We start from the raw sequence: 26,931 nt of genomic DNA, 5'->3' as shown, positions 1-26,931 counted from the left end.
TGTAGTATTGCAATTACTTTAAGTTGCCGAGGTGTCTGGAGCGTCGATGCGCCTGCCCCTGCTGATCGCCGGCGCCGGTCTTAGCGCTGGCCTGGTTCTCGCTGCCATCCCGGCCCATGGAGCTGCCCGGCCGAACGCGGTCGTTCTCACCGTCACGGCGCATGGGAACAGCAGTCTGAAGATGGTCACCCTGCGGTGTCCTGGCATGACAGAGGGACACCCGTACGGTGAGGTCGTGTGCGTCGTCATCGATGCCGTGCGTGGCAACCTCGACCGTCTTCCCGGCGACCCGCGTCGCAGGTGCAGCGAGAGATACGACCCTGTCACGGCGACCATGTACGGCCTGTGGCGGAACCGGACCATTGGCTGGCAGAAGACTTACCCCAACGCCTGTGCGCTCGCTGCCAAGACGGGTCCGGTCTTCCGCTTCTGAGGAGGGGACGCGGTGCTGCCGCCCTGATTCGGCATGCGGGGGGAGGTCTGCGTCCACAGAGCGCGGCACGATCTCAACTTTTGTGATTTTTATTCCTTCTCCGGAGCGTGCCACGAAGGCCGTGGTGGTAAATCGGCTGAGTGTCAACCCTCTGGAGAAGCCTGGTGCTTCAGGGATGCCTTCCCGACGACCGGAAGAGAAATTCCGGTAGCTTTAGCCGAATTGCCTTCGCGGGCGCCTTGGTGGCGGCATTGCTGGATGGGTCGGGTACGGCTTTGGCCGCTGCTGAGCCGTATTGTCCGCCGGTTCCAGAGGAAACGCGCCAGATGTTCGATATGGAGAAGTTGTGCGCATTGGTACACCGGGATGTGGCTGAGGGACGCGGGCTTTCCAATCTCAGTGAGCGGCTGGGAGAGTCTCAGCGTGTACCTGCGGGAACGGCGTCGTCTCCGAGGCCACAAGTGCGTTCGACGCCGAAGCGCCCGACCTTCCGAGAGCGCCCGACTTCCAGAGAGCGACCGACCCCCAGAGAGCGGCCGTCGAGCCCTACGCCCGTAGCACGTACCGATCGAGAGGAAGGCGGACCGCGCGGCTGGCGTGAGCTGGATTCGCGGACGGAGCGGCCATCGAAACCCGTCGCGGATCGGTGGCGCAACGCCAGGAACGACCATCGTCGGCATGGTCGCCACCACAACGTTCGGGCGCCACGTCGTCGTGACGAACTCGGCTCTCCCTCTTCGCCGCCGATGCTTTCGCCCCTGCCTTCTCCGTCCTCTCCTTTGCCTGCGGCGCCCCGTGGTGAGGCGGCTGCGACGTGGCAGCGCGCGGCGGGTTCGTCCGGTGTGCAGGGGCAGCTTGGCGCTGCGCTGCTGTTCGGGCTGATGGTCATGCTCTTGGGCGCTGTGCTGGTCCTCCGTTGGCGTCGTCGGACGGGATCGGTGATTGCCGCCTCTTCGGGTGTGCTTGCCGACGGGCGCCCTGCTGAGGAGACAGACGGTGATGTGGCGGCTGCAGCCCCTGTCCAGGCGTCAGTGACGGACGCTGGCATGGCTGGTCCCACGGCCGGCGCTCCCGAGGAAGCGGACGTCGCGGCGTCTGGGCTGGGCATGACCCAGGAAAACGCCGGTGAGCCGAGTGTCGTTGACCTGGAGGACGCCACATCAGCTTCTCGTTCTGCGGAGTTGGTAGATGCGGGGTTCGTAGCGGAGCCAGGCAAGGGGAAAGCCGAGGTGCTCGGAGGGCTGCGGTTGTCGTATGACGGAGTGGAGGTCTCCTTCGGCCGTGCCGTAGCGTCCGACCTGTTCGCCTTGCTGTCGACCTCGCAGGAAGGGCTGCCGACGGAGAGCATCATCGACACCTTGTGGCCGGGCGATGATGACCGGGGTGTTCGCTCGTTGGAGTCGGCGGTTCGGCAACTCAACCAGGTGATGCGGCAGGCGTCCGGTCTTGCGGCGAGCGTGAAGTTCGTGGCGAAGACGCGGCAGCGGCGCCACTTGGCCTCCGCCTACTTCGATGTGGACTACTGGCGATTCGAGAGGGCCTTCATCCGGGCGAACAGCACGGGAGAGGAGCCGGATCGGCTTGCTGCACTGCAGGAGATGCTGACCCTGTATCAGGGACCGTTGCTGGCTGGGCGGGATGCTCTGTGGATCCTCCCGCTGCGGCAGGCTGCTCAGCGGCAGGCGGTCGATGCGGCCGAGCGGCTGGCCGAACTGGTGCGCGGGGGCGACCCGGATCGGGCGTTGGATGTGTTGCGGTTGGCGGTGGAGCGCATCGACCCGTACAGCGAGCTGTTGTGGTGTCAGCTGATGACGATCCAGGGGGAACTGGGCCGGACGTCAGCCGTACGGCGCTCGTTCGGGCTGTTGAAGGAGCGCTTGGCGGAGATCGACGCGAGTCCGAGCAGCGAAGTGCGTCAGGTATGTGAGCGGTTTCTCGCTACGTAGCCGGCTGCGGGGGCGGGGGAGATAGCGCAGCGCGGAGATCTGGTGCATTTCAGGCGGCGGGCCTAGCTGACAGCCTGGTTCGCCATGTTTGCACCAGTCTGGGCTGACGTGAGCGTCATCGGAGTTGGCGTTTCTCATCAATAGCGTGGACGCGATTTCGGTCGTGCCGATGATTTTTGTGCGGATCCGTGGTCGATACGGCTGGAGATACCGGCAGCGGTGGCCTGTGCTGGGAACGTCCCAGCGCTGGAGGAAGCACATGGGGGCAGTGATGAGCGTCGACGACTCCAAGCAGGAGCAGGAGCACACCATCCGGACTGGCGAGCAGGGGATGCGGGTGAGCGGTCCCAGGGTGTTGGTGGCGGGGGCGAGCATCGCGGGGCCGGCGCTGGCCCACTGGCTGCGACGGCGGGGGGCCGAGGTGACCGTGGTGGAGCGCGCCCCCGGGCTGCGCCCCGGCGGGCAGGCGGTGGACGCGCGCGGGGTCGCCAAGGAGGTCATCGGGCGCATGGGGCTGGACGCGGCGGTACGCGCGGCCCGCACCGATACCGCCGGCGCGTACATCGTGGACGCGGACGGGAACGTGCTGGAGACCCACCGCGCGGACGACCACGGCGGCGATGGGTTCATCGCGGACATCGAGATCCTGCGCGGGGACCTGTCCCAGGTGCTCTACGACGACACCCGAGACGGCGTCGAGTACGTCTTCGATGACCGGATCGCCGAGCTCAGCCAGGACGCGGACGGGGTTGACGTGGTCTTCGCCGGCGGCGACCGGCGGCGCTTCGACCTGGTGATCGGGGCCGACGGGCTGCACTCGCAGTTGCGAGCGATGGTCTTCGGGCCGCGCGAGCACTTCATCCGGCATCTCGGGCTCGTGCTGGCCTTCTACAGCGTGCCCAACGAGTTCGGAGTGGACCGCTGGATGATCGACTATCAGGAGGCCGGACGGTCCGCCGGCCTGCGGCCCATCCCGGACGCCACCCGGGCGATGGCCATGCTCTCCTTCCCCGCGGCCGACTTCGACGTCGATTACCGCGACGTCGCGGCGCAGAAGCGCCTGCTGCGCGAGCGGATGGACGGTTTCGGCTGGTTGACCCAGCGCATCCTCGCGCACGTGGACGACACCCCGGACTTCTATCTGGACCAGGTCGCTCAGGTGGTAATGGACCGCTGGTCGAGCGGACGGGTGGGGCTGCTCGGGGACGCGGCGTTCAGCGCGTCGCCGATGTCCGGGGCGGGCACCGGGCTGGCCCTGGTCGGCGCCTACCTGCTGGCCGGAGAGCTGGCCGCCGCCGGGTGGGACCCGGAGGCCGGGTTCGCCGGCTACGAGGCTCGGATGCGCCCGTTCGTGGAGGCCAACCAGGAGATCGGCCGGTTGCACGTACACAGCCTCGAGGTCCCGGGGCCGGACGCCGAGCCGAGCCCCGATTTCGCCGGCGAATGGTTCACCGACCTGGTCGAGCGTGCGATCAACGGCGTCGAGCTGCCCGACTACGCAGGGGTGCCGGACACCGGGGCGTGGGCCGGACTACCGATGATCTCGTCGGCCAAGCCGTAGGTTTCACATAACGTCTCGAGAGGGGCAGACCATGGGCAACGTCGGTTCGTGATCGTAGTCTGGGCAACCGTGACCACTGCTGAGACCGTGTTGTTCGGTCTCCACGTCCATTACCGGCAGGCCTACCTCGCCGACGCATACGACGAGTTTCCGACCGTGGAGCGCCGTCCTGACAATCCTGAGCACCCCGTGGGGATTGTCAGAGTGGCAGTGGAGGAGGGAAAGGCTCATCTCATCACGGGTCTCCATACAGGACCGGTCGGCTTCTCAGTGACAGTGGCAGACGAGGACCCCGGAGCGGACACCGACGGATATGAGGACATCGTGGAGATCAGCTTCTTGGCCCAGTCGGAATCGCTCCGCATAGCCGAATGGTCGGGCGAAGGCGATCATCTGCTGCCCGAGTTGCCCTCGGGACCAGGGTGGTATCGGTTGCGATATCACGCCGTAAACATGGACGAAGGTGCCAACGTGAACAGCTTGGCCACCGGAGATGCCGTCGTTGACCGCTACCTGCTGCAGATCTGGCCGCAGCCTGAGTCCCCATCGCGTGTGGTTAAGAGCACGAGCCACCAGCTCGCCTACTGGTGTGGCGTGGACTGACGTCTCGATCGAGACTTCCTGGGAACCCCAATGTGTGCCGAGGATTCGAGGCGGGCCAGCCGGCGCGTGGCGTCGGGGCCGCGACCTCCCAGGCAGTTTGCAAGAACCACACTTGGGATCGCACCGTCATTTTGAATGTCGTTCGGTCACCTGGATAGATGCTGATCTAAAGGACGGTGCCCAGGTCGGCCGCATGCCCGCTGTCATGTTCAGCGACGCCAGACACCTGGTCGAAGTGTCATCTGTTTCCTTGGCGGAGGGCGTGCTGGTCGCGCGGGGTGTAGGTGGCGAGCATGGCGGGGGTGAGCAGGTGGGCGGGCTGGGTGCCGTAGATGCGGGCCAGCAGGTGCAGGGTGTGGACGGAGGGGCGTCGGCCTGTCTGGGGCCAGGTCTCGTGGTCGTAGAGGCGGGATTCTCGTAGTCCTGCGCCGGTGGTGGCGGCGAGCCGGTGGAAGGCGTCGACTGTCTGCGCTGCGGTGAGGCCGGCGGCGTGGCGGTAGAGGCGGAGTGGGCTGGCGGGGTGATCAAGGGCGAGGATGATGGCGATCTGGTCGATGGTGAAGCCGTGCTGGCGCAGGTATCGGCTGCGGCGGCGGCAGTCGAGGAGCGTCTGGTAGCCGGTGCTGGTCATGCGGCGAGGTGTCCTTTCTATTCTGACCGCGGCGTTGTGTCGCCTCAGCGGGGGGCGGGGACGAGGAACGGTAGGTGGGCTGGGCCGAGGGGCTCAAGCTTCTGCGTGGGGTGATCGCCGGAGGTACTACGGGCGTTCGGTGGGCGTGTGGATGGCGATGGTGCTGATCGAAGCGGTACCGGGGCGGGGTTGCGGGTTGGGGATGTGATTCGGGCGGCGAGGTGGGTGATGGTGCTGGCCGTTCCCGGATGCGCCGGGGCGTGACCGGAAGGGACACTCAGCATGAGCCACCGCGAGCAGCGCACTTCAGTCGAGCCGAGCTGCCCTCTGGGACTGCGGACGCCCGGGCAGCCGCTGGGGGAGGAGTTTCCGGATCTGGCGCCGGGCCTGGTGATGTCGACGTTCCGCTCCCCGCAGGTGTGGGGTGGGATGGCGTGGCGACGGGCGTTTCCCGGGCGGGAGGATCAGTCGGCCCCCGCGCGCCGCATGGTGGGCTGGTTGCTGGCCGACACCGGCCGGGAGGGGGATGCGCAGTGGGTGACGGCCGAGCTCGTCAGCAACAGCCTGCGGCACTCGCGCTCGGGGCAAGCGCGGGGGTTCTTCGTGGTGGAGGTGCTGCGCGGTGCGGACGTGGCGCGCATCGTGGTCTATGACCTGGGCGGGAGTTCGGTTCCGGACTTCTCCCGGACGCCAGACTCCATACCAGGACTGGCTGAGCACGGTCGCGGGCTGGCCGGAGTGGCAAAGCTGGCGTCCCGGTACGGGGCGGCGGGTGATCCGAGCACCGGGCATGCGGTCTGGGCGGACCTCGCTCTGCCCGAGCAGGCGGCTCAAGCCGCCACAGCCGACGACGCGGCCGGTGCTGGCGGGGAACGGCCGGAGCCGGTCGGCCTGCACGAGCGGATGCCAATGCCCTTCAGGAAGGTCACGAAGGAAACGGGACACGCGATCACTGGTGTCGGCTCCTCGCCGGTGGACTGCGGAGGAACCCCCAGTGATCTGGCGGCTGGCCCGCATCCCTCCCCGCAAGGCAACGCGACGATGAGGTGGGAGGCGGACCAGAGGTCGGCCTTCGGTCAGGAACCGTGGGCGCAGCTGGCGCTGGCCGAGCTGCGCCGGGACTGGCCCGATTGGGCCTTCCTGGTGGTGCAGTATCGGTGGCTCGCCATGCGCGGCCCCCAGGTGGTGATCACCGCGGCTGGTCCAAAGGAACTGCGCCAGGCCTTGCCGCCGATCCCGCGAAAACCCATCTCGGCCGACGCTGGATCCGGTGCATCCAGTCTGCATGAACACTGCGCGATGGCGCCTGACCCGCCGGTGCTGACCTTCTCCGAGCCGCTGGGGACGGAGCCGTACAACGGCCGGGGGCGGGCAGGCACGTCATCCCCGCCAGCGCCCACGCCGGGTGCGTGCGCGGGCATGGGTGGGGTGCGCGGGAAAGAGGGCGCCGGGGCGGGGGTGAGCGGCACGCTGGCGGCGGTTGCGCCGCCGTCAGGGGTAGTGGCCGCCGAACGGTCGGAGACGGGCACGTGGGCGGTTGTCGGCGCGGGCCCGGCGCGGGCGGCGTGGTGGCCGCGCGGGTGGCCGGTGTGGCGGCGGGGCCGCTCGCGGGCAGGCGCACGAGTGTCTGAAGGGGACCGTCGGGCTGATCCGAGAGGTTGGCCTGGTGGGGGTGGCCCTCGCCATCGCCGGGTTCGGTCGAAGACCGTCGCGGTGGTCGCTGTCGCCGCCCAAGGACAAGCATCCGCGGCGTGATGCGGGGCTTGACACCTGGGGCGCAGATGGGCGTCGATTCTGGTCCCGCCTTCCGGCGCGGAGGGCGCCGGAAGGCGGGCAAGCCTCGAGGCTGAGGTACCTCTGCCGGTGAGGGACGAGCCGAGATCGGGAGGACGTGGAGCGTCGCGTTCGCTGTTGCGGGTTCATGGACGGGGCGTTGTCCGGTGTTGTCTTCGGTGTCGCGTTTTGTTGTCGCGCTCGGTGTTGCCGCTGAGAGCGCCTCACCCGTCGATGTGCCGTTTGCTCAGGTCAGGTGGGTTTCGGCTGTTGCGATGGCCGCCCCGAGTCGCCTTAAGGCGACTCCTGGAAGATGTGTGTGGGTACGTTGGCGTGCTGCGTGCTCCTACGCCGGTGTGGTTCCCGTCGTCGGCTGCCTTCCCGTCCCGTCTCGCTGCATTTTGGCTGGTGTGTTGCAGGGTGCCGGCTGGCCAGCCCTGGTGAGGCTTGCCGAGAAGGCCCTGGGTGAGCAGGTTCGTCCTGCCGCCTGCCGCCTGCCGCCTGCCGCCTGCCGCCTGCCGCCTGCCGCCTGCCGCCTGCCGCCCGCCGCCCGCCGCCCGCGTGATCGCCGCCCGCGTGATCGCGTGATCGCGTGTGATGGGGGCGCTGTGCGCGGGCATGGGTGGGCCCCGGTACCGCTGTTGGGCGGTGCCGGGGCCGTTCCCTTGCCGGGGACCGGTTGTTAGGCCGGGGCGTGTGTGTCGTTCATGTCGGCCGGGCGTGTGGCGTCCGTGGTGGCGGTGGTGTTGTCCTGGCCGGGGTCGAAGTCGCCGAGGGTGTCGGTCAGGTAGGCGGCGATGGCGTCATAGTCCGGGTGGTGGCTGCCCAGGTTGATCATGTGCTCGTGGGTGCAAATTTCGAGGAGTGCGTCGTCGTCGCGGTCATGGCGGGTGATGACGGGTTGGGTGTGGTCGTCGTGCCACATGAGGGCCCAGCCGGGGCCGTGGGCGGCCAACGCGCGGACGTCGGCCGGTTCCACGGTGATGTAGCGGGGGGTTTCGGGAAAGCCGGTGTCGTGGGCGTGGCGGTAGCCGGTGGCGGTGTGTGGGGGGAGGCCTCCGGCAGCGGCGATCAGGGCAGCGACAGCGGCGGGCGGCGTTTGGCGGGGCACGGTCACCGTGTACGTGGGGACGCTGTGTGCGGGGTGGGGGTCGGTGATGGTGATCGTGATGGGTACGGTTGAGTCGGTGGCGTACGGCATGGTGATCGATGCGGTCGCGCCGGTGCGGGTGATCCGGTAGTCGGTGGTGATGTGGCGGCCGTCGGCGTCGGGGCGGCTGGCCTGGTGGCGATGGATGCCGTAGGGGCGTAGCGCGGTGGTGTAGGGGCCGGTGGCGGCCATCATGTGGGCGGTGTGCGGCCATTGTCGCAGGCGGATACGGGCCTGGCCGGTGATGACGGCGGCGACGGTGACAGCGATGGCGGCGGGGCCGTCCGGTTGGCCGTGCTGGGCGTGCTGATCGTGGATGGCGGTGTATCCGGCGTGGTCGATGATCTCGAAAATGTCCCCGTGGTCGGCCAGGTGGGTGGGGGCGGCGAACACGTCGTGTTCGTCCCACATGAGCGCCCATCCGGGGCCGTAGGCGGCCAGGCCGCGTAGGTGGGCGGCGTCCACCGTGATGTCGTCGGCGGCCATCGTGGGTGCCATGCGGTTTCCCTTTCGTTCCCCCGGCGCGTCATCCCGGGTGGTTTTCAGCGGCGATTCACCGCCTAATTCCATGGACGCTCCATCGCGCATCAATGTCAACCCGGACGCGCATTAATATCTGAGATTCCACAACTGGGAATCGGACAATCAGGGGTCGTTCGCCGTCGTCCGGTGAAATGCGTGAAGAGTCGGGCCGGCCGCGGATGTCAAGCCGATATAGCGATCCATCTTCGAGATGTTTCCGCAGATCAACGATTGTTTATGAGGGTAGCCTCTCCAGCCGTTCCGGTGACGGAAAATGTTCCCGGATCGGCTTGCCAGTCGTTATCCATGCGAGGGATGGTCGTCGCACAAACAAAAACATCGGCCCGGAACGGGGCCGGGAAACGCGACCGGAAAGGGACGCATGCCATGGCTATCACTACGCGGGAAAACACCGGGACCGAAAACATTCCCGCTGACACCGACGCCGCTATCAATAACGCGAATACCGCCGTCCCGGCCGCCCACGCCGCGCCCCTGACCGCCCCTGACCGCCCCGGCACCGCCGCCCCGGACACCGACCCCACGGTGGGCACCGATACCCGTGCGGAGGCGGTGTGGGCGGCGCTGAACGCCGAGCCGGGCGCGACCGCCACGGCGATCGGGGCGGCGGCCGGGCTGAGCCGGATGGTGGCGGGCAAGATCCTCAACCAACTCGATTCCGACGGGCGCGCTCGCCGCGAGCTGGGCACGAACGACGGTCAGACGCGGGGCCGCGCCGCTGACCGGTGGTACCCGATCAACGCCGACACCACCGCCCCGGACACGTCCGCCTCGGACACCCCGGATGCCGAAACGCCGGGCACCGCGCCCGCCGTGCCGGACGCTGATACCCCCGACGCTGACACCCCGCTGGGTGACACCGTAGAAGCAGCGGACGAGGAGACGCTTCCGGCTGCCGACGGGACGGCCGCGCCCGGCCCGGTGGCCGCTCGGCGCGACGAAGGGGAGCCGGTCGAGGGGGCGCATGATCAGCCGGAGGAGCTCGGCGACGAAGCGCCCGATGAGGGTCCGGACCAGGCCCACGTCTCGGTCCCCGGCGCTGACCCGTCCGAGCCTGTGTCCGAGTCGGTGTCTGGGCCGGTGGTGGATGATCCGGCGTGGGCGCGCGTGCGGGCCGAACTGGCGGAACTGATCGACCTGCTCGGCGGGGTCGCCCTGGCCAAAGACGACGGTAACGACGTGATGGCGTTGGGGTGCCTGGAGATGGCGATGGCCAGGATCGCCTCGGTGCACCGTGACGCGCGCGCGGTGCTGACCGGTATCGACGCCGCCCCGGCCCGCGCCGTGCCGGGCGCCCGGCCGGGCGGTGCCAGCGGCGGCATGGGGGGCGGGGTGCGGCCGGGGGCGTTGCGGGATCGGGTGTACGCGCACCTGATCGAGTACCCGGGCAAGGACTTCACCCCGTACGAGATCGGGAAGGTGCTGGATGCCTCGTCCGGTGCGGTGGCCAACGCGTTGGACCGGCTGGTCAACCTCGGCCTGGCGGTGCTGACCTGTGAGCGGCCCCGCCGGTTCGCTCTCGCGCCCACCGACGCCCCCACCGGCGTCCCGTCCGAGGCCAGCGCGGCGGACACCTACACCGGCTGAACGAGGGTCAGGGCGGGCCATCCCATATCGGCCCGCCCCGGACCCGTAGCCCGGCCGGTCGCCCTACCGACCCACCGCAACCCACGACCCACCCCTGGCTCACACGCCGGGCGGCAGCACCGTCCGACCCACCCGGGCCACCTCCATCGATCCCCGCTCCACCGGCCCCGACGCTGAGGGGCCAGCCCCACATCTGTTCGTCATCGCGTCTGTTTCGCCTGCCCACACATCAGAAAGGCCCTGTCATGGCTCACGAAATCGAGATCTTCGCCAACGGTTCGGCCGGGTTCGCCGCCGCCGGTAAGCCCGGCTGGCACGGGCTCGGCTACACCGCGCCCGGCCCGATGACCGCCGAGGACCTGCTGTCCAACGCCCAGCTCGCTGGATGGAACGTGCGCAAGGTGCCGGTCGGCCAGGTGACCGACCCTGTCACCGGCCAGCCGGTCACCACGGATGAGGACTTCCTGGTGGTGCGCACCAACCCGGTCACCGGTCAGCCGGAACGGCTCGGCCGTGTCGGCAAGGAGTACGAGGTGTTGCAGAACGAGGAGGTGACCGCGTTCCTGCAGACCCTGGTGGATGAGTCGGGGGCGGTGTTCGACACCGGCGGGTCGCTGAACAACGGGCGGCGCATCTTCGTCACCATGCGGCTGCCCGAGCCGCTCATGGTCGGCGGGTTCGATCAGGTGGACCTGTATCTGGCGGCGTTCTCCCGGCATGACGGGTGGGGGTCGTTCGTGACCGTGGCGACCCCGGTCCGGGTGGTGTGCGCCAACACCGAACGGGCGGCGCTGGCCAATCACGCCTCGAAGTTCACCGTCCGGCACACGGGCCGGATGGCTGGGCGCATCGCCGAGGCCCGCGATGCGCTCAAGCTGACCTGGCGGCACGGGGAAGCGTTTGCCGCCGAGGCCGAAAAGCTCCTCGCGACCCCGATGAACTTTTCCGAGTTCCGCCAGTTCACCAACGTGCTGTACCCGATCCCGGCGGGCGCGAAGGATCTGGCGCGCAAGAACCGCGAGCTGACGCTGCGCCAGCTGGAGCACCTGTTCGCGCACGCGCCCACCCAAGAGCCGATCCGCAACACCCGCTGGGCCGCCTACAACGCGGTGACCGAGCGGCTGGACCACCGCAGCCCCGTGTTCGGCAGCCGGGACGTGGCGGCCGTGCGGGCGGAGCGGGCCCTGCTCGACGACCACGAGCACGCCAAGATCAAGACCCGCGCGTTCCGGCTCCTGGCCACCGCCTGACCCACAGCCCGTGGCATCCGGTACAGGCCCCAGCCCGGGGGCCGTACCGGACACCACCCCCGAACCCGCCGCACAGACCGTCCGGCGTGACCTCGGCTGCGCCCGGCCCCGGGCTGCCGGGTCGGCCACGCCAGGCCTCACGCCGCGCATGTCGTCAACCGCTTACCGAAGGAGACCGTCATGGGACGACTCGAAGATCTAGCCGTTCACTACGCCAACACCGCCCGCTGGGAACTGAGCCAGGCGCTCAACCGCATCGCCACCCTGGACGACGAGGGCACACTGCACGACAAGGACCTAGGCCGGATCGCCTACGCCTACCAGCGGATGTCGTGGTGGCAGCAGGTCACCGACCTCACCCACGGCCGCGAGGAACCGATCGACGGCGCGACCGCCCTGCTCACCGTGCGGCAACGCGCCCAGGACCTGCTGATCAACGCCCGCCCGGTGAACAACGGCGGCCTGTTCACCCTGGCCATGGCCGAATGCCGCAGGGGCGGCGCACGCGCCTTCCTCGACGCGACCGAGAAGCTCGCCGACGCGCTGGCTCTCCTCTCCGATCACGACACCCGCCCGGCCGAAGGGATCACGCCCGCGATCGAGCAGGCCCCGGCCGAGGGCCGCCGTCCGTGACGCCGCGCCCGGCGGGCGCGGCGTCGAGCCGCCAGCCGGGCGGCCACCCCATGACCCACCCCTCACCCATCCCTGCAACTCAGCGAAAGGACGACACCCGATGCATGACATCCCCCAGCCCGGCACCCTGCCCCCGCTCCATCCGCCGGACAGCATCACCCCGACGGAGGACACCGTCACCGGCCAGCACGAACAAGCGTGGCCCTCCTGCGATCAGCTGACCACCGAGAAGATCACCACTGTCCGCCACGCCTGCTACACCGCAGCAGCCAAAGCGATCTTCGCCTTGCAGAACGGACAGCGGCTGACCGGCGAGCAGCTGTTCGTCACCGTCCACGCCCAGGCAGCACGCGCCTGGTGGGATCTAGTGGAGGAGGAGATCACCAGCAAGCAGCTGGCCTCCGATCACGCGCTGCGGCGGGTGCGCTCCTGGGCCCGCCACTACCTCACCGCCGAACCTCCGGCCGCCCGGCCGGGCACGTTGTTCGATCACGCCCTCGCCCACGCCGCCCGCATGGCCGCCCGCGACTTCCTTAGCGACAGCGGCCACCTGCTCACCCAGCACCTCATCCACCAGGCAGCCCATCCGGCGGCCACCTCCGCCACGCCCGCAGAACACGATCACCCTCGACCGGTCAGCCCCACCCCGCCCGTACCGACGGTGGTGGCGCCGTGACCGAGCAACCCACCGCGCGAGCGCATCCCGGCGCTGACGCGAACCCCGCAGGAAAGGACAGCACCGTCATGAACGACGCTCAGCAGCCCCCCGCCACCGGCGCACCGCCCCCGGCGGCCCCGGCTGCGCTGGAGGCGATCATCGAGCAGGCCCGCAAGGCCCGCCAGCATCACACCGAGGACACCTTCCGGCGTCTGGGCCGAGGCGAGCGGCTGAGCGCCGAGCAGATCTACGACACCCTGCACGCGCACACCGTGTGCACCTGGTGGCTGCTGGTAGCCCGGCACATCGAGTACGCCGACAGCGGCGGCTTGCGCCCGGCCCAGGCCATCGCCCGGTTCATCTCCTGGATCGCCCCCTACGCCACCGACCCCACCCCACCCGAACCCGCGACCCAGGCACCAGCACCCGGGGCGGACACCGAGCGCGCCGCCGCCCTCGACCACCTCGAGCGCAGCCTGGCACTCGTACGGCAGAACGCCGCCCGCGCCTTCCTCACCCAAGCCGAGACACTCGCGCCGGCCTGCTTCCGCCAGCAGACCCCCGATACTTCAGCCGGGCAGGAGGCCACGGCATGACCCACCCCCACCCCAACCCCCACCGCACCGGCGACGCCACGTCCAGATTGGACCGGTCGGATAGCACGGGTGTGGAGGTCTTCCAGATGCTCGGCTGGCGCTGGGACATCACCAAGGCCAAGAAGCTCATCCAGGGCCGGGCCGCGGACGGGCTGATCGTGACCGAATGGTGGGCGGCGATGCTCAACCTGATCGCCATCGACGCCGAGCACGCGGCCCAGGTGGACCTGTCGGAGCCGCTGATCGTGGCCACGGTCCCGACCGGCGGCATCCTGATCATCGACGGCTGGCACCGCCTCTGCAAGGCCGTGACCATCGGCCTTCCGGAGCTGTACGCCGTGGTGCTCACCGCCGAGGAGGAACGCGCCTGCCGGATCTGCGGCGGAGAAGAGCCGGTAGCGGAGGAGGACATGGCCGGTAGCGCCTGAGCCGGTGACGTAGGTGGCATGCCCCGCCCAGCACAAGTGAAGTGTGCTGGCCGGGGCATACCTCCTGCACCACCGGATCAGGCCTGTCTGCCCGGCCCCTTGTCCATGACCGGAGGGTGCTTGCCCGCCATGATGAGCGCGACCTTCTTCCTCACCTTCTCGGGCGTGGGGTCGCGCATCAGGTACGGGTTGGGCCCCAGACCGAGCGGGCTCACGTAGGGGGCAGGCTTGTCCGGCTTGGGCTCCGGCTCGATTCTCCTGAAGAGGGGGCCGCCGCCGTCGGGCGCGCCTGCTGGCCGGGGGTAGAGGGTGTGGCCGATGAGCCGGAGCACGGACTCGATGGGCAGCAGGTAGTCGATGAGACTGGTCTCGTCGTCATCCGAGAGCGTGGGGTCGCGGGGCCGGTTGCGGTTGTGCAGGTCGACCTGCCCCGCCTTGACGAGATGGTCATAGAGGCGCCCTTCCAGCCACCCGGCCTCGCTGCTGTTGAGCGTCTCATCCTCGTTGGACTCGTAGCGGATGAGCAGCGCCCGATACCAGTGCGCGCGGTCCCTGAGCTGCTGCAGCACACGGTGGCGAAGGCCGGGTGTGGTCGCCTTGCCGACGTAGGCTCCCCACCGGCCCTCGTGGTCGGGCCGGTCGAGCAGAAGGTAGACGCCGGGCACATTCCAGCCTTTTTCGAGGCGGTTGGCGTGATCGCGGTCGAGCAGAAGCATGCCGGCGACCTTGTGCTTGGCGCGGATCTTCATCGGGTTGTTCAGGTCGTAGGAGAGGCTGACGATGAGCTGGGACGGGGCGAACCGTATCGCACACACGAGAGCGTCTCCTTCGCCTGGTGTTACGGGAAAACTGTCTCGAACAGTATCGGAGGCATCGCTGTGCGTAATCGTGGTTTGGAGAAGAAACGTGCAGCTCACCCAGCGGATAGGGTCTTCCCGCCGCTGAGCGGAACCGTTCGGACGGTGTCACGGACCTCATCCCATGCGGTCAGCCGGACCCGTTCGCCGGAGGTACGTCCACGGTCGGTGCGGGCGGTCGGTGGCCGGAGCCGTGGCGGGCGGTCAGCCTGTATCGGGCTGGTGCTGGCGGCGCGGGCGATCGGGCGGGAAAAGCTGATCAGGTCGCGGCGCTGGTAGGTGTCGATCCTGACGACACTGCGCCGGTTGGGTGCGTGGATCATCTGCCCGTTGCCGATGACGAGGCCGACGTGTCCGGGGCCGTCGGCTTGCATGTTGAAGAAGGCGAGGTCGCCGGGCTGTTCCTGGCCTGCGGGGATGGGTGGGCCGTGGCGCCATTGGTCGGCCGCGACGCGGGGGATGACGATGCCGGCTGCTTGGTAGGCGCGCATGGTCAGGCCGGAGCAGTCGAAGGCGTAAGGGCCTTCGGCTCCCCACAGGTACGGCTTCGCGAGCTGGGCATGCGCGTACGCGAGCACGGCAGCGATCGTCTCGCCTGGAATGGGAGGAACGCAGGTGCCGGCGAGAGCGTCAACAAGGCGTTGGGCAAGTGGCTCCCATTGGGCGTAGGCGTCCGGGCGGCCGGAGCGCTGGACGGCCTGGGCGGCCCGCGTGAGCGGGAGTTGCTCCCAACGCCGTACTGCGCCCAGCCGGTCGTAGAAGGCAGTGATGGCGTAGCGGGGGTCGAGGATTTGCTCGGGTGTTCCCCAGCCCTGTGAGGGGCGTTGCTGGAACAGCCCGAGGCTGTCGAGATGGCCGTAACGCAGATTGCGGAGCTGGGCTTCTTGCATGGCGGTGGCGACCGCGATCACGGCGGCCCGGACGGGCAGGCCGCGCTCCATCGCGATCTGGACGATGAGGGCGGCATGGGTTTGCTGCTCGCTGTCCAAGGTGGAGGCGGCGCCGCGGGATGCCGGGGCCGCGACCGGCGTGCTTGCCATGCTGCTCACTGTGCTGGGTGTGATCGCGCAGGCGCCGCCGCCGGGCGTTCCAGAGGAGGTCAGGATGCTGGTGGCGGCTGCGACGAGAGCCGAGACGAGGAGCAGCAGGAGGGCGGCGCCGGCCGCGGCGGCCTTCACCTGCTCTCGTTCTCCTTGAGCAACGAGCTATCGAGATCGTCGTAGGAGGTGCTGACGCTGGTGGTGGCGGGCTGCTCTGGGCTTCGGCCGAGGATGAGGTGGGGCCAGGCGGTGCCGAGTTCGGCGAGCCTCATTCGAGGCTGACCCGCCCGGCTGGGGAGCGGGAGCCAACAGGGCCCGGCGGGGCCATCGTCGAGTTCCGTCTGGACGGCGGTGGCGATGGGTATCTCGGTGGCCTTGATGACGGCGCGGAGATGGGTCTCGCGTTTTCGGCTGGGCAGCCAGAACAGGACCGGGGTAGTGATCTGGGTGGTCTCGGCGAGGTCGGCGTAGGAGGCGAGTTTGTCGGCGACCTTGGCCAAGGTCATGCTGCCGGTGTCGTGTTCGAGGAAGAAGTCGATCTGGCGGCCGTTCTCGGACCAGCAGCCGAAGGCGTCCGGACGAGCAAGGCCGCCCCAGATGCTGGCGCACTGCTTTTCCGACAGCCACGCCCGCAGACGAGCTCCTGAAGTGTGGCGGGCCCGGTAGTGCAGGTCGGTGAAGAAGTCGTTGACGCCGATCTGGTGGCCGCTCTTGTCCGAGACGGAGATCGACATGGCCAGGTCGGGATGGTAGCCGAGCTCTTTGACGGTGGTGTGGCTGCGTAGGGCGAGGAGTTCGGCTCCGGCGCGGCCGAGGACCCAGTGGCAGGGGGCGGAACCGCCGTAGGGGGTCCAGGGGCGGTAGCGGGTGATGGTGTGCAGCTTGTGCAGGATGCCCAGGCGGCGGCGGGTGGGCTGCGGCTTGGTGAAGAACAGCCGCTGGAGTTGGTGGGTGGTCAGGACACGGTGGTGCAGGAGGTGCTCCAGGAGCTGGTAGTCGCGGGGCGTGAGCCGGGCGGCGATGGTGGCCATGGTGTCGGCGTTGAAACGTGGCAGGCCAAGCGGGATACGAGCTGCGGGCATGGCGGAATCTCCTCAAGGTGATCGGTACTGCGCGAGTGGGCTGAGTGGCGGGTCAGGCGGGCTCTTCGTGCTGGTCGGGAGGTCCGCTGCGCAGGTCGGTGCGCAGGTCGGGTGCGTGGCCGATCTGGCGGAGTGGCCTGCGGGCGGGGTGCTGGGTCGCGTCGTCCGGCTGGGTGTACTGCTCGCGTGATGCCTGCCGGATTTCCTCGGCACGCCCCTCGATCAGGCCGGGGAGGGGGCGGGTGCGCAGGGTGAAGGCGGAGATCTGCTGGCCGTCGACGATGAGGCGGGCGGCCGTCTGGTACGCGCCCAGGTGGGTGAGGTCGTGCGGGCTGATCAGCGGCGCAGTGTGGTGCTTCAACTCGTTCGCGTCCTTGGGCGAGGCATTGAAGTAGATCTTGTTGCGCGCGTCAGCGGACAGCGCCTCACGCAGGTCGCCCGGCAACTGGTCGAGGTGCTGGTGGGCGAGCACGAGAGAGAGCCGGTAGCCGCGCGCCTCGGCCAGCACGTCGTTGATGTGGCCAGGCAAGTTCAGGAAGTTGTGGCACTCGTCGATCACCAGCGAGGCGTCCGGCCGGTCAGCTTCGGCGAGCTGAGTGCGGCGGGTGGTGGCCTGCCAGGTGTGGGCGAGCAGGATGGAGCCGAACAGGCGGGCAGCGTCATCGCCGAGCACTCCCTTCGGGAGCCGGGCCAAAACCAGGCCGCCTTGATCGAGAAGCCGGCCGATGGGGACAGTCGTTTCTGGGCTGGCCAGCGCCTGGCGGACGAACGGGCGGAGCAGGACGGCGCGGAGCTTGTTCATCACCGGGCCGATCACGGTCGCTTGCCCGGCTGGGGTGAGGGCTTCGTAGGAGTCCCAGAATCCGCCCAGCAGGCTGTCCTCCAGCCGGGTGACGATCTGGGCGCGGAACGCGGCGTCGGTGAGTAGCCGGGGCACCTCGGCCAGGGTCGCCTTGCGGCCCAGGACGCTGGTCAGGGTGAGGCAGGTGGAGCGGAGCAGGTCATCCACGCGTGGTCCCCAGGCGGTGGAGAAGCAGCGGTGGAAGATGGTGACGACGGAGTCGACGGCGAAGGCGGGGTCGGGCCCGGCGAGAATGTTGATCGATGGCGGCGGGGCCGGGTCTTGTGGGTCGAAGACGACGGTTCTGCCGATCGCCCGCTGGGGCAGCCGGTGGAGGATGTCGGTGATCAGGTCGCCTTTCGGGTCGATGACCAGGGCGCCTCGGCCTGCGGCGGCGTCAGTGAGGACGAGGTTGGCGAGCAGGGTGGATTTGCCGACGCCGGTGCCGCCCAGGACGTGCGTGTGGTGGCGGGCGTCGGCCACCGGTAGCGCTACGGGGCGCGGTGGGCCGCTGTCGGCGTCGCCCAGGACGCGGGCCGTTCCACCAGCCGTGGTGCGGGGTACGGCCGGGGACGGCGCGATGGGGCGGGCTCCGGCGCGGGTGATGCCGGGGGCGTCGATGTCCCAGGGCAGGTGGGCGAGCGCGGCCAGCTCGGCAACGGACAACAGATATCCGGCGTCGAGGCGCCGCGAGCCGACCGCCCGGCGGGCGCGCCAGAGGCGGGCTCGGCGCAGGTACTGGTGGCTTGCGGTGTACAAGGCGAAGACGCCGGCCAGCGTGTGCGCGTGGCCGCGCAGCCAGCCACGAACCAGATCAGCCGGCTCCCGGCGGACCTTCGCGGACGCCGTGGAGATGGGTTCGCGGGTGGTGGCGACGGCGTAGCGGATCGCCACGGTGTAGCGCGGCTGGCCTGCCTTGGTGAGGATGGCGCGGACTTGTTCGGCGCGTTCGGGAAAGTCGCGAGCGAGATCGCCGCTGGGGTGCCGGTCGCGGCGGGCGTCGGGCAGGGGGAGAAGCTCGTCGAGGACGCGGCCGAAGAGAGGGCGGCTGCCTCCGCCGCGTAGGTGAGCGGCTGCGCGATAGGCGTGGCGTAGCCGCCTGCCGGTGGTCGGGCGGGCCAGGATTTGGACGACGGCGTGTTCGCCCTCGCGGAGCCCGCCCATCGCCTCCAGCAGGGAGCGGACGGGGTCGTGGTCGTGGTCGGTCCTGAGGGGAAGGTGTTCGGGCGCGGCCAGGACAAGCCGTCCCCCGGCGACCTCGGTTTCGTCGGGGAGTGGCGAGGTGGCCGGGCTGGTGGTGGTTGTCGCGCCCGGCCAGGCGGCGTGGACGGTCTTCTCCACGATGCCTGGCGGGATGGTGCCAGGTACCCACAGGCGGATCCGGACGCCCGCGTCGCTGCCGCAGTACTCCCACACCAGGTGGGGTTGGCCGGTGAAGGCGCGTTTCCAGGCGGGTCGGAGCAGGCCGACGAGCTGCCGCCATAGCACGAGCGCGCCTTCGGGATCGCTGCGCGGCGGGCTGGAGATCTCGATCAGGCGGGCCTCGGGGGTCATGTCGGCGTGGTGAAGCCAGCCGAGCAGGTAGCGCACAGCGGCGGTCACGGTCCAGATGACGGCGAGGGCCAGGGCGAGCCGGGGCCCGTAGGCGAGGGTGAGTTCGGGCAGGCGGGCCGGTAGCTCGGCCAGAAAGTCCAGAGCGGTCTGTACGTCGTGGTCGTCGATGCCGCACAGCAGGCACGAGCCATCCTGGCGGAGTGATGGGTTCATTGTCATAGCGGGTCGCTCTCCTCGTCCTGGTGGCTGGTGCTGATCTGGTCGGTGTCCTGCGGGACGGGAGGTCGCGGCGGCGGGGGCTGGCCTGGCTGGGGGTGGTGCTGTTCGAGCTCGGCGAGGACCTTCGGGTCGGTCGTGACCAAGATCGCCTCGGCTGGTGAGGAGACGATGCTCAAGGCCGTCCGGCAGGCGGGGCCGGCGACCAGGAGGGCTTCTCCTCTTTCGGCAGTCAGCAGGAACTGGCGTTCGCCGTCGGTCAGATCGAAGGCGTCACCGACTGCGCCGATGGCCTGCGGCGCCTGGCGCAGCAGGACCTGGCTGGCGGCGTTGGCCACGACCGCCTGCCCGAGCTCGGAGCCGAGCAGGTCGGCGGCGTCCTGGGTGACGACGGCGAGCCCGGCCCAGTGCTTGCGCGCGGCCTTGGCCATCCGGAACAGGAAGCGGGCGCCCTCGGGTTCCTTCATCAGCAGCCAGGCCTCGTCCACGACGACCAGGCGCTTCTTGCGGTCGCGCGGGTTGGCGACCCGCCGCCAGATCGCATCCAGCGCCAGCAGGGTGCCGATCGCCTTCATCTCCTCGGGCAGGTCACGCAGAGAGAAGACGATCAGGTGCCCGGCCGGATGGGTGGTGGTGGGGCCGTCAAACAGCTCCCGGTAGGAGCCGGTGACGTACGGGGCGAGCTGCGCGGCCAGGTCCGCGCCGTGCTTGTCCGCCTTCAACGCGGTGACCAGGTCCGCCAGCAGCGGGGCGGGCCGGGTCCAGGTGTTCGGGTCGCGGGTGATCCCGGACGCCGCGTACGTGGCGAGCAGGGCGGTGTCCAGGGTCGCCCGGGTCTGCGGGGTGAGCTGGGTGCCGCCGAGCATGGTGGCGATCAAGGTCTGCAGGAACATGGCCCGCCGGGACAGCACATCATCGTGCGGGCCGTGGCTGGCGGGCAGGTCGAAGGGGTTCCACCGCACTCCGGATGCGCCGAGCCGCAGATGCGTGCCGCCGACCGCGCAGGCGAGGCGGGCGTACTCGTCTTCGGGGTCGACGACGGCGACCTCGACGCCCTGGTACAGCAGGCGCAGGGCTTCGAGCTTGGTGAAGAAGCTCTTACCGGCGCCGGAGCGGGCCAGGACGACGGAGTTGTGGTTGTCCTGTGCAAAGCGGTCCCACACCACGACGCCGGAGCCGGTGGCGCTCAACCCGTACAACACCCCAGTCTCGCCAGCAGTCGTCGGAAGGTCGGGAGAGGTGAAGGGGAAGGCCGCCGCCAGCGCGGTGGTGTCGAACGTCCGTGTCTGCTGGAGCGAATCGACCCCGAGCGGGAGGCCAGTGGTCCAGCCTTGCAGGGCGCGGAAGGTGGCTGGTTGCGCGTCGAGGAGCAGGGACGATGCCAGCGCCCGGACCCGCTCCACCTCGGCGGCCAGCTCGAGCTCCGTAGCGGCCGTGACGGTCAGATAGAGACCGACGCTGAACAGCCGGCCATGGCCCCGGGCGAGCTGGGCGGCCAGGTCGGTCGCATCGTCGGCGGCGGCCTCGGCGGCGAAGTCAGCCAGGCGGCCGTGGGCGGCGTCGGAGCGGCTGGCCGATTCCAGCCGGGCAAGCTGGCGGCGCAGCCGCATGGCCGCCACGGCTTGCGGGATCGGCTCGATGTGCAGCGAGACGTCGAGGTGGCCGGGGTAGGTGAGCAGCGGTTCCAGCCATCCCGCGCCGACCTCTCGCGGGTAGCCGGTCACCGCGAATGACGCACAGACCGCATTGGGCAGGGCCAGGGTCCGGGCGCCGACGTGTGCCGCTCCCGGGTGGGCGAGGGCGCTGGGCTCGTGGTTGCGGTGGCGGCGGTGTGGCTTCACGATGTGCTCCCGGTGGTCGAAGTGATCAGTTCGTCGGGCAGGGCCTGGCCGTGCGGGTGTCGGCCGCCGGGGTCGAGACATTCGGCCAGCGCCTGGTTGGCGGCGTCGGCGTCGAGCACGCGGGTGGCGACCCCGAGCGCGGCCAGGCTGCGCTCGGCTTCGGCGGCTCGGCGCAGGACGACGGCGGCGCAGGCGTCCCGGCGTAGTGCGCGCCGTCCCCGGCCGGTGGCGGGCTGGTCACGCAGGACGATGAGCACCTGCCGGGCCAGCAGCTCGCGTGAGCTGTTCAGCTCGGCCAGGTAGCCGGCGTGTTCGCGGGCGGCGTGGGCAAGCGCGGTATGCGGCAGCGTGTCTGCCTGCCGTTCGACGGTCTCGACCAGATCAGCGAGGTCGGCGGGGCGAGCTCGGGCGAGGATCTGCACGGGTGCTTCGAGCGAGTTCAGCCACCGGCCGAACGCTCCCACCAGCGCGGCCTGCTCGCCGGTGGTGCGCAGGTGGAAGGACAGGGTGCTGGTTTCGACGAGGACGGCGACGCCGCCGTCGGCGAGTTCGAGCGCACCGTCGGTGCGGATCGCCCGGACCGGCAGGCGCAGCGGGCAGGGCAGCTTGCCTCGCACCCGGCACCACCGGGGCGGCTCGGCGATCCCCTCAGATGCGGACACCAGGTGCTTGCGGGCGCGCGCGTGGAGCAGCGCGGCCAAGGCGAAGCGGTCCAGGCTGAGCCCGTCACGCCGCCCGAGGGCGATGGTGAGGCCGAGCGCCAGGAGCGGCAGCACCATGGCCGCGAGGATGATGACGGGCAGAAGGCGATGGAACAGGTAGTAGATGGCGGCGGCGATGCCGCCGGTCAAGGTGACGATGAGGATCTGGCGGAAGGTCAGCCCGTAGGCCATCTTGTCCGGGGTGTTGATGTCGGCGGGGATGCGCGCGACAAGCGGCTCCGGCTCGTTCATCATCGGTCTCTTCTGCGCGTGCGGTTCGGCGGCGGATCAAGGCGGAGCAGCAATTGCCGGGGCCGGGCCGGGCGGGTGGGCATGCCAGGCAGCATCGGCTGACTCCAGGGCGGTTTCGGCCGGATCCATGGGCCTGTACGCGCGGCCGGGGGAGCTGGTGTGGGCTGGCGCGGCACGGGGGTGACCGGGAACGGCAAGGCGAGTTGGCGTCCCTGCCCGGCTACGGATCCCGCCCGACGAGCACCTGTCGCCGGTGTGGACGGAAGATTGAGCGGGAGCTGGAGCTGCTGGTGGCCGCGCTGGCCGGACGGGTTGGGCGTGTTCACCGGTGCTGTTCCTCCCGTGCTGGTGGATCGGCCTGTCGGCCGCGCTCCCGACGGTCCGCCGCGCGGCCGGGCAGCGGAGCGGCCCGCGCCTGGCCTGCCGGGCGGCCGACGCCGCCTGCTCGAAGCGCTTCTCGCCGCGCGGGCGGCTCTGCCGCTCCTGACCAGGGCAGTTCTGGCCAAGCCCATGGTTTTGTAGACGATCAAGCCTTTGACCAGGCGGGTCAGCAGCTGAGGCTGGGCGGGCTGCCCGACGGAGCGGGCCACCCAGCCAGGAATCTTGATCAGCAGGAACAGCAGGCCGATCAGCACCAGGGTGTCGATGGCGCGCATCACGATCGGCTTCACTGCCGCCAGGACCAGCTGGTCGGGGCCGGTGGTGAAGGCGTCGGAGGCGTCGGTGAAGTACACCTTGAACGCCAGAAGCAGCACCAGCGCCTGCAGGACCTGCATGACCAGGACGCCGGTGAAGGCGCGCCACCACAGCCGGGCGATGTGCTCGGTCTGCGGCAGCGCGTGACACAGCAGCGCGAGCGGCGCCGCGACCATCAGGAACAGCAGCAGCGCGATCCGCACGACCGCGATGAAGGCCAGGATGAGGCCCATCACCACCGCGATCGCGACCATCCAGATGAAGAACATGTGCGGGGCCGCCAGCTGCCCGACCGGGTTGGCGAGCTTGTTGGCGATCAGGTCGCCGGCCCGCCGACCGTCAACGCCGTTCTCGAGTAGTGCTGCGACCAGGCCGTTGGCCAGCTCGATGGCGTACTGACAGACGGTGAGCGAGAAGTTGAGCGCGATGGCGGCGACCAGCACGCGGGGCGCGACCTCGGCGGCGGTGGTGGAGGTCTGCACGCTGCCGTAGGCCATCACGATCACTCCGCCAGCCAGCACGAACAGCGCCAGCAGTGCGTTGGCCACCACCCGCACGTGCGCGGACAGCTCCTGCACCCGTTGCAGCATGTCCGGTGGCGGCGAGGACAGCAGCAGCGTGCCCATGGTTTGGAAGGCGGGCTGGATCGCCTCGGTGACGATCGACCCGAACCAGCCGTTCAACGCGCGGTTGATCTTGCAGCCGAAGTCCAGCCAGCCGCACTCCTCCGCCCCGCCGCCCGGTTGCGGCGCCGGCTCGGCGGCGGGCGGCTGCTCCGAGGCGGGAGAGGTGGGTCCGGTGCTCGGGTGCGGGTGCGGTGGTGGTGTGAGCATCGGTCCCGTCGGCGTGGACGGAGTCGCTTTCGGAGCGGGTGTGGCGGGTGGCGTGGGCTGGGAGTTCGCCGTTGGCGAGGGTATTGACGGCGGGTTCGGTTCGGTGGCGGCTGGGGTGGCGGTGACGGTGAGCGTGATGGCGACGATGGTGAGGATCTGCGCCAAGCGGCGCGGGATGGGCGAGAGCACGTTTGCCGTGGGTGGGCGAGGCGGCGGGTGGCGGGTCACGGTCAAGCTCCGACGATGCCCTTGAGGACGCTGACCAGCAGCGGCGCCAGCACGGCGATGCCGTAGCCGAGCGCGGCGTAGCGCAGGGTCTTCTTGGCCGCCTCGACCTCGCCCGGGTCGCCGCCGGCCAGGATGTAGCGGACCCCGCCCACCGTGAGGAACAGGGTGGCCAGGGCCACCAGCAGGCCGACGATGACGTTGCGCAGATTGTCGATCACCGCGTTGAGCGAGTCTGGCCCCTTGCCGCCGTCGGCGAGCGCCTCGGTGGGCAGGCCTGCGGCGGTGGCCTGGGCGAAGTGGGCCAGGGCGAGTTCCAGCAGGGTGCCGAGCGTCACGGCGGCGACGATGACGGCAGTAATAAGCAGGCTCTTGCGGGTGGTGAAGCGGGAACGTTGGATCACGGCTGCCTCCCCGGGCAGATGGACGCGAGGTTCGATGTGGAAGGCGGCGCGGAGGCTCGGGCCCGGGCGAGGCCGGGTGGGCGTCCTCCTTCGGTGCTGGATGCGGATGGCGGTCCGGTGGTGACAGGAACCGGTGGCCGGGTGCGGCCTGTCCGGGCTCGGTGCCGTCCGCGCTGCCTTTCACCTGCTAAAAGACCGGGGTCAAGGGCCGAAATCAGACACCGGGGCCGGTGGAATTTGCCCGTTCATGACTGTCCGTCTCGACGTATGACGAAAGCCGGGGTGTGGGCTTCACTCGGCATTGCCGGACAGCGACAAATCACCGCCAAGCAGGGCCTGCCGAAGGCGCGCTTCGGCACGCTGGCGGCGTTTGAGCTCGGTGCAGTACAGCAGGCCGCGGGCCCGGCAGTAGGTGCTGAGCGAGATGCTGTCCAGGCGGGTCATGGAAATCAGTTCGGCCGCCTGCGCGGTGATGACGCCCAGCTCGACCGCCCGCTCCAGCAGCTCGTCGACGTGCCCGGACGGGTAGCGCAGCGCCTGTTGGCCGTCGCTCATGTCCGGCTCTGGCAGCAGGTCGGCTCGGTCGATGGCATGGGCGCGCAGGACGGCGAACTGGGTCAGCCGCGAAAGCCGCAGCACCAGGTGCGACCAGGACAGCTCCACTCGGCCCAGCGCCTCCATGAAGCAGGCCAGCATCTCGGCCTCCAGTTCCTCGCGCTCGACCGGTAGCGTCTGGGCGAGGGTCTTGAGCAGGCGGCGCAGCATGGGAGTGGCGAGCGCGACGGCGGCCACCATCCACGCGCCTCGGTGGGTGCGGGCTTGCTCGATGAGGTGCCGCCAGACCTCGTCGCGGGTGGCCCGAGGGCAGGACGGGTGCAGGAGGAGGGTGCCGAGCTCATCGAGCGGGATCGGCCTGACGGGCAGACCAGGCCCGAGGGCGGTTCCGTCCACGGCCAGCGGTTGCGGTCCCTGCATGAGCAGCCGGAAGGCACGCTCGGCCAGATCGAGTGGACGCCCTTGCGCGGACGCTGTCGAGGCGTCGCGCGAGGTGTCCGTCATGCCGAGGCAGGTCTCGTGAGCAGGCGCGGCGATCGGAGCGGTGGCGTCGGTCGAGCGGGTGTCGTACATGGCAGCCCCCGAAGGCGGGTGAGCGGATCGGATGCTGCTCATGCCGCCAGAGGTTCCGTACAGGAACCGGACATCTTCCGGGCAGACTTCGGCCCGGACAAAGATCACCCAAAGACTGAGAACATGCCGAAACCGCGTCTGACCTGCGGTAACGCGGCTCTGGGGATGTCTCGATGGCGCAGAGCGGTGGAGACCGGTCGGTGTCCGAACCTCGACCGAAAACGGCCTGACCTGGCAGAACAGCGCCAGGCCGAGATCACGAGGTCAAAAATGTTCCAAGGCTGCCGTACCGCCTTGCAGCGGCTGGTGCGGATGCGGCGGGACGCTCAGACGGGCTCAGTGAAGGGGACCCCGCCGGTGCATTCAACGGCGGCTAGCGCCTGCTCCACGTGGTCGTAGGCGCGAATGGCTGGCATGGCGCCGGTGATCTCCAGGATGCGAGCGACTCGCGGCTGCAGGCCGGCGAGGTGCACGGCGACGCCGCGGGCCTGGGCGAGGACTGCGGCGGCGAGCAGCACGGCCAGCCCGGAGCTGTCCAGGAAGGACAACCTGGTGGCGTCGATGATCAGTTGGTCGTCGAGGCTGCGGCGTACCAGGTCGATGTAGTTCTCCAGTTCGCGGGAGGTGGTGATGTCCACCTCACCGTCGATCGTGATGATGCTCGCGCCTGGCAGGTACCGGTGGGTCAGTCTCATGGCAGTCTCCACAGGCGCGGCGTCGGTGCAGGGGGGGGTCGAGCAGCGTTGCGATGGCGGCTTCGGCTGTGGGATGGATGTTGAGGGCATCCCATACTTCGGTGATTTGCAGCAGGCGGGCAGGGAGATCCCGTACGGCGGCCAGGTGCAGGGTACTGCCTTGCTTGCGGATCTCAGCGTGGACACGCAACAGGACATGTAGGCCAGAGCTGTCCATGAAGGTGAGGCCGCCGAGATCGAGTACCACGGGCTGGCCCGGCTGCCGCATCCGGCCGACATAGGTCTCCAGGTCGTCGGCGTTGGTCGCGTCGAGTTCGCCGCCGACCGTGATCACCACGCCGAGGGGGGCCGGGCGGCAGTCAAGGTGCAAGGACGTCACGCCGGCCTCGCCAGCTGCTGGGCGTGAGGGGCTGAGCGATGGCGATCATCACCGTCTCGAAGGTAGGCCTCGTTGGTCCGGCGGCGTCAGTGCCGTCACCGTCGAGAGTAGAGGGGAGCGCCGGTACAGGACAGCCAGATCGTCCTGCGGTCTTCAGGCACCAGGTGTAATCCATTCCGTATGTCCGGGATATCCGGCGTAAGCGCGCAGAGCCGTTCCACGGACACTCGCCGGGGAACATTGACTCGCCTCGGCCCTTCTCGCCCACCACGGCCGCATGCTTGTCTCGCGACACTGGGGTGCGGCCTACGGGGATCTCCTCGCTGCGAATCCGGGCCGACAGGGGGTTGTTGAGGCCGTTGTCCGGTTTCTGTCCGGACGTTGTCCGGATCGTG

At 69.6% G+C, this 26,931-nt stretch carries 25 protein-coding genes; 12 read left to right on the top strand and 13 right to left on the bottom strand.

Annotation, left to right across the window (positions count from 1 at the left end; translation table 11 throughout):
- The first annotated feature begins 46 nt into the window (after positions 1-46).
- The 4 genes from HD593_RS40295 (at position 47) to HD593_RS40280 (ending at position 4,543) form a co-directional block, all read left to right on the top strand.
- A complete protein-coding gene (locus tag HD593_RS40295) occupies positions 47-433 on the top strand; it encodes an SSI family serine proteinase inhibitor (protein ID WP_185107492.1) in 387 nt (128 codons plus the stop codon).
- Positions 434-1,275: 842 nt separating this feature from the next.
- A complete protein-coding gene (locus HD593_RS64690; RefSeq protein WP_185107490.1) occupies positions 1,276-2,379 on the top strand; it encodes an AfsR/SARP family transcriptional regulator in 1,104 nt (367 codons plus the stop codon).
- Between the two features lie 271 nt (positions 2,380-2,650).
- Positions 2,651-3,940, top strand: a complete 1,290-nt coding sequence (locus HD593_RS40285; RefSeq protein ID WP_221525218.1) for an FAD-dependent monooxygenase — start codon at positions 2,651-2,653, stop codon at positions 3,938-3,940.
- A gap of 69 nt (positions 3,941-4,009) precedes the next feature.
- The gene (locus HD593_RS40280; RefSeq protein WP_185107488.1) at positions 4,010-4,543 is read left to right on the top strand and encodes a hypothetical protein; all 534 of its coding nucleotides are present in this window, start codon (positions 4,010-4,012) and stop codon (positions 4,541-4,543) included.
- A 238-nt stretch (positions 4,544-4,781) separates the two neighbouring features.
- Here the strand turns inward: HD593_RS40280 and HD593_RS40275 are convergent, their stop codons facing one another.
- A complete protein-coding gene (locus HD593_RS40275; protein WP_185107486.1) occupies positions 4,782-5,174 on the bottom strand; it encodes a hypothetical protein in 393 nt (130 codons plus the stop codon).
- 282 nt (positions 5,175-5,456) lie between these two features.
- On the opposite strand from HD593_RS40275, the gene HD593_RS63785 reads away from it, so the two are divergent.
- Positions 5,457-6,929: an ATP-binding protein gene (locus HD593_RS63785; RefSeq protein ID WP_185107484.1), complete on the top strand. Its 1,473-nt coding sequence runs from the start codon at positions 5,457-5,459 to the stop codon at positions 6,927-6,929.
- A gap of 483 nt (positions 6,930-7,412) precedes the next feature.
- The gene (locus HD593_RS63780; protein WP_281402495.1) at positions 7,413-7,535 is read left to right on the top strand and encodes a hypothetical protein; all 123 of its coding nucleotides are present in this window, start codon (positions 7,413-7,415) and stop codon (positions 7,533-7,535) included.
- 94 nt (positions 7,536-7,629) lie between these two features.
- Here HD593_RS63780 and HD593_RS40265 read toward each other — a convergent pair whose 3' ends face one another.
- Entirely contained in the window at positions 7,630-8,595 is a 966-nt protein-coding gene (locus HD593_RS40265) for a hypothetical protein (protein WP_185107482.1), read from the bottom strand.
- 411 nt (positions 8,596-9,006) lie between these two features.
- On the opposite strand from HD593_RS40265, the gene HD593_RS40260 reads away from it, so the two are divergent.
- The 6 genes from HD593_RS40260 (at position 9,007) to HD593_RS40235 (ending at position 13,792) form a co-directional block, all read left to right on the top strand.
- On the top strand, positions 9,007-10,227 hold the full coding sequence (locus tag HD593_RS40260) for a hypothetical protein (protein WP_185107480.1): 1,221 nt from the start codon (positions 9,007-9,009) through the stop codon (positions 10,225-10,227).
- Positions 10,228-10,472: 245 nt separating this feature from the next.
- Positions 10,473-11,477 (top strand): DUF932 domain-containing protein, encoded by a 1,005-nt coding sequence (locus HD593_RS40255; RefSeq protein WP_185107478.1) that lies wholly within the window; start codon positions 10,473-10,475, stop codon positions 11,475-11,477.
- 180 nt (positions 11,478-11,657) lie between these two features.
- Positions 11,658-12,110: a hypothetical protein gene (locus tag HD593_RS40250; protein WP_185107476.1), complete on the top strand. Its 453-nt coding sequence runs from the start codon at positions 11,658-11,660 to the stop codon at positions 12,108-12,110.
- Positions 12,111-12,210: 100 nt separating this feature from the next.
- Complete coding sequence (locus HD593_RS40245) at positions 12,211-12,786, top strand: hypothetical protein (RefSeq protein ID WP_185107474.1); 576 nt, start codon at positions 12,211-12,213, stop codon at positions 12,784-12,786.
- A 68-nt stretch (positions 12,787-12,854) separates the two neighbouring features.
- Positions 12,855-13,364 carry a hypothetical protein gene (locus HD593_RS40240; RefSeq protein ID WP_185107472.1) on the top strand — a complete coding sequence of 170 codons (510 nt, stop codon included), beginning with the start codon at positions 12,855-12,857 and terminating at the stop codon, positions 13,362-13,364.
- A complete protein-coding gene (locus tag HD593_RS40235) occupies positions 13,361-13,792 on the top strand; it encodes a hypothetical protein (protein ID WP_185107470.1) in 432 nt (143 codons plus the stop codon). The genes HD593_RS40240 and HD593_RS40235 overlap by 4 nt, the downstream gene beginning before the upstream one ends.
- Before the next feature lie 77 nt (positions 13,793-13,869).
- Here HD593_RS40235 and HD593_RS40230 read toward each other — a convergent pair whose 3' ends face one another.
- The 11 genes from HD593_RS40230 to HD593_RS40180 all read right to left on the bottom strand — a co-directional run bounded on the left by HD593_RS40230 (position 13,870) and on the right by HD593_RS40180 (position 26,491).
- Positions 13,870-14,607, bottom strand: a complete 738-nt coding sequence (locus tag HD593_RS40230) for a GIY-YIG nuclease family protein (protein WP_185107468.1) — start codon at positions 14,605-14,607, stop codon at positions 13,870-13,872.
- A gap of 98 nt (positions 14,608-14,705) precedes the next feature.
- Positions 14,706-15,827 carry a C40 family peptidase gene (locus HD593_RS40225; RefSeq protein WP_185107466.1) on the bottom strand — a complete coding sequence of 374 codons (1,122 nt, stop codon included), beginning with the start codon at positions 15,825-15,827 and terminating at the stop codon, positions 14,706-14,708.
- The gene (locus HD593_RS40220) at positions 15,824-16,771 is read right to left on the bottom strand and encodes a replication-relaxation family protein (protein ID WP_185107464.1); all 948 of its coding nucleotides are present in this window, start codon (positions 16,769-16,771) and stop codon (positions 15,824-15,826) included. The genes HD593_RS40225 and HD593_RS40220 overlap by 4 nt, the downstream gene beginning before the upstream one ends.
- A 52-nt stretch (positions 16,772-16,823) precedes the next feature.
- Positions 16,824-19,379 (bottom strand): type IV secretory system conjugative DNA transfer family protein, encoded by a 2,556-nt coding sequence (locus HD593_RS40215; RefSeq protein ID WP_185107462.1) that lies wholly within the window; start codon positions 19,377-19,379, stop codon positions 16,824-16,826.
- A gap of 2 nt (positions 19,380-19,381) precedes the next feature.
- Positions 19,382-21,223, bottom strand: coding sequence for a VirB4 family type IV secretion system protein (locus HD593_RS64685; protein WP_312904059.1), 1,842 nt, complete (start codon positions 21,221-21,223; stop codon positions 19,382-19,384).
- The gene (locus HD593_RS40205) at positions 21,220-22,179 is read right to left on the bottom strand and encodes a PrgI family protein (protein WP_185107458.1); all 960 of its coding nucleotides are present in this window, start codon (positions 22,177-22,179) and stop codon (positions 21,220-21,222) included. The genes HD593_RS64685 and HD593_RS40205 overlap by 4 nt, the downstream gene beginning before the upstream one ends.
- Positions 22,176-23,555 (bottom strand): TrbL/VirB6 family protein, encoded by a 1,380-nt coding sequence (locus HD593_RS40200; protein WP_185107456.1) that lies wholly within the window; start codon positions 23,553-23,555, stop codon positions 22,176-22,178. The genes HD593_RS40205 and HD593_RS40200 overlap by 4 nt, the downstream gene beginning before the upstream one ends.
- A 380-nt stretch (positions 23,556-23,935) precedes the next feature.
- Positions 23,936-24,334 (bottom strand): pilin, encoded by a 399-nt coding sequence (locus tag HD593_RS40195; RefSeq protein WP_312904057.1) that lies wholly within the window; start codon positions 24,332-24,334, stop codon positions 23,936-23,938.
- 291 nt (positions 24,335-24,625) lie between these two features.
- A complete protein-coding gene (locus HD593_RS40190) occupies positions 24,626-25,462 on the bottom strand; it encodes a hypothetical protein (RefSeq protein WP_185107453.1) in 837 nt (278 codons plus the stop codon).
- A gap of 326 nt (positions 25,463-25,788) precedes the next feature.
- Positions 25,789-26,157: an STAS domain-containing protein gene (locus tag HD593_RS40185; protein WP_185107451.1), complete on the bottom strand. Its 369-nt coding sequence runs from the start codon at positions 26,155-26,157 to the stop codon at positions 25,789-25,791.
- Complete coding sequence (locus tag HD593_RS40180; RefSeq protein ID WP_185107449.1) at positions 26,102-26,491, bottom strand: STAS domain-containing protein; 390 nt, start codon at positions 26,489-26,491, stop codon at positions 26,102-26,104. Before HD593_RS40180 ends, HD593_RS40185 begins: the two co-directional genes overlap by 56 nt.
- Positions 26,492-26,931 lie beyond the last annotated feature (440 nt).

Source organism: Nonomuraea rubra, assembly GCF_014207985.1.
GTDB classification, from domain to species: Bacteria; Actinomycetota; Actinomycetes; order Streptosporangiales; family Streptosporangiaceae; genus Nonomuraea; species Nonomuraea rubra.
This window is presented reverse-complemented; position numbering and strand designations above follow the sequence as displayed.

Excerpts from the sequence above, each read along its gene's own strand:
- HD593_RS40295 (WP_185107492.1), top strand. The coding sequence starts at position 47 with ATGCGCCTGCCCCTGCTGATCGCCGGCGCCGGTCTTAGCGCTGGCCTG.
- HD593_RS40285 (WP_221525218.1), top strand. The coding sequence starts at position 2,651 with ATGAGCGTCGACGACTCCAAGCAGGAGCAGGAGCACACCATCCGGACT.
- HD593_RS40275 (WP_185107486.1), bottom strand. The coding sequence starts at position 5,174 with ATGACCAGCACCGGCTACCAGACGCTCCTCGACTGCCGCCGCCGCAGC.
- HD593_RS63785 (WP_185107484.1), top strand. The coding sequence starts at position 5,457 with ATGAGCCACCGCGAGCAGCGCACTTCAGTCGAGCCGAGCTGCCCTCTG.
- HD593_RS40265 (WP_185107482.1), bottom strand. The coding sequence starts at position 8,595 with ATGGCACCCACGATGGCCGCCGACGACATCACGGTGGACGCCGCCCAC.
- HD593_RS40260 (WP_185107480.1), top strand. The coding sequence starts at position 9,007 with ATGGCTATCACTACGCGGGAAAACACCGGGACCGAAAACATTCCCGCT.
- HD593_RS40255 (WP_185107478.1), top strand. The coding sequence starts at position 10,473 with ATGGCTCACGAAATCGAGATCTTCGCCAACGGTTCGGCCGGGTTCGCC.
- HD593_RS40250 (WP_185107476.1), top strand. The coding sequence starts at position 11,658 with ATGGGACGACTCGAAGATCTAGCCGTTCACTACGCCAACACCGCCCGC.
- HD593_RS40245 (WP_185107474.1), top strand. The coding sequence starts at position 12,211 with ATGCATGACATCCCCCAGCCCGGCACCCTGCCCCCGCTCCATCCGCCG.
- HD593_RS40240 (WP_185107472.1), top strand. The coding sequence starts at position 12,855 with ATGAACGACGCTCAGCAGCCCCCCGCCACCGGCGCACCGCCCCCGGCG.
- HD593_RS40235 (WP_185107470.1), top strand. The coding sequence starts at position 13,361 with ATGACCCACCCCCACCCCAACCCCCACCGCACCGGCGACGCCACGTCC.
- HD593_RS40220 (WP_185107464.1), bottom strand. The coding sequence starts at position 16,771 with ATGCCCGCAGCTCGTATCCCGCTTGGCCTGCCACGTTTCAACGCCGAC.
- HD593_RS40215 (WP_185107462.1), bottom strand. The coding sequence starts at position 19,379 with ATGAACCCATCACTCCGCCAGGATGGCTCGTGCCTGCTGTGCGGCATC.
- HD593_RS40205 (WP_185107458.1), bottom strand. The coding sequence starts at position 22,179 with ATGATGAACGAGCCGGAGCCGCTTGTCGCGCGCATCCCCGCCGACATC.
- HD593_RS40190 (WP_185107453.1), bottom strand. The coding sequence starts at position 25,462 with ATGTACGACACCCGCTCGACCGACGCCACCGCTCCGATCGCCGCGCCT.
- HD593_RS40185 (WP_185107451.1), bottom strand. The coding sequence starts at position 26,157 with ATGAGACTGACCCACCGGTACCTGCCAGGCGCGAGCATCATCACGATC.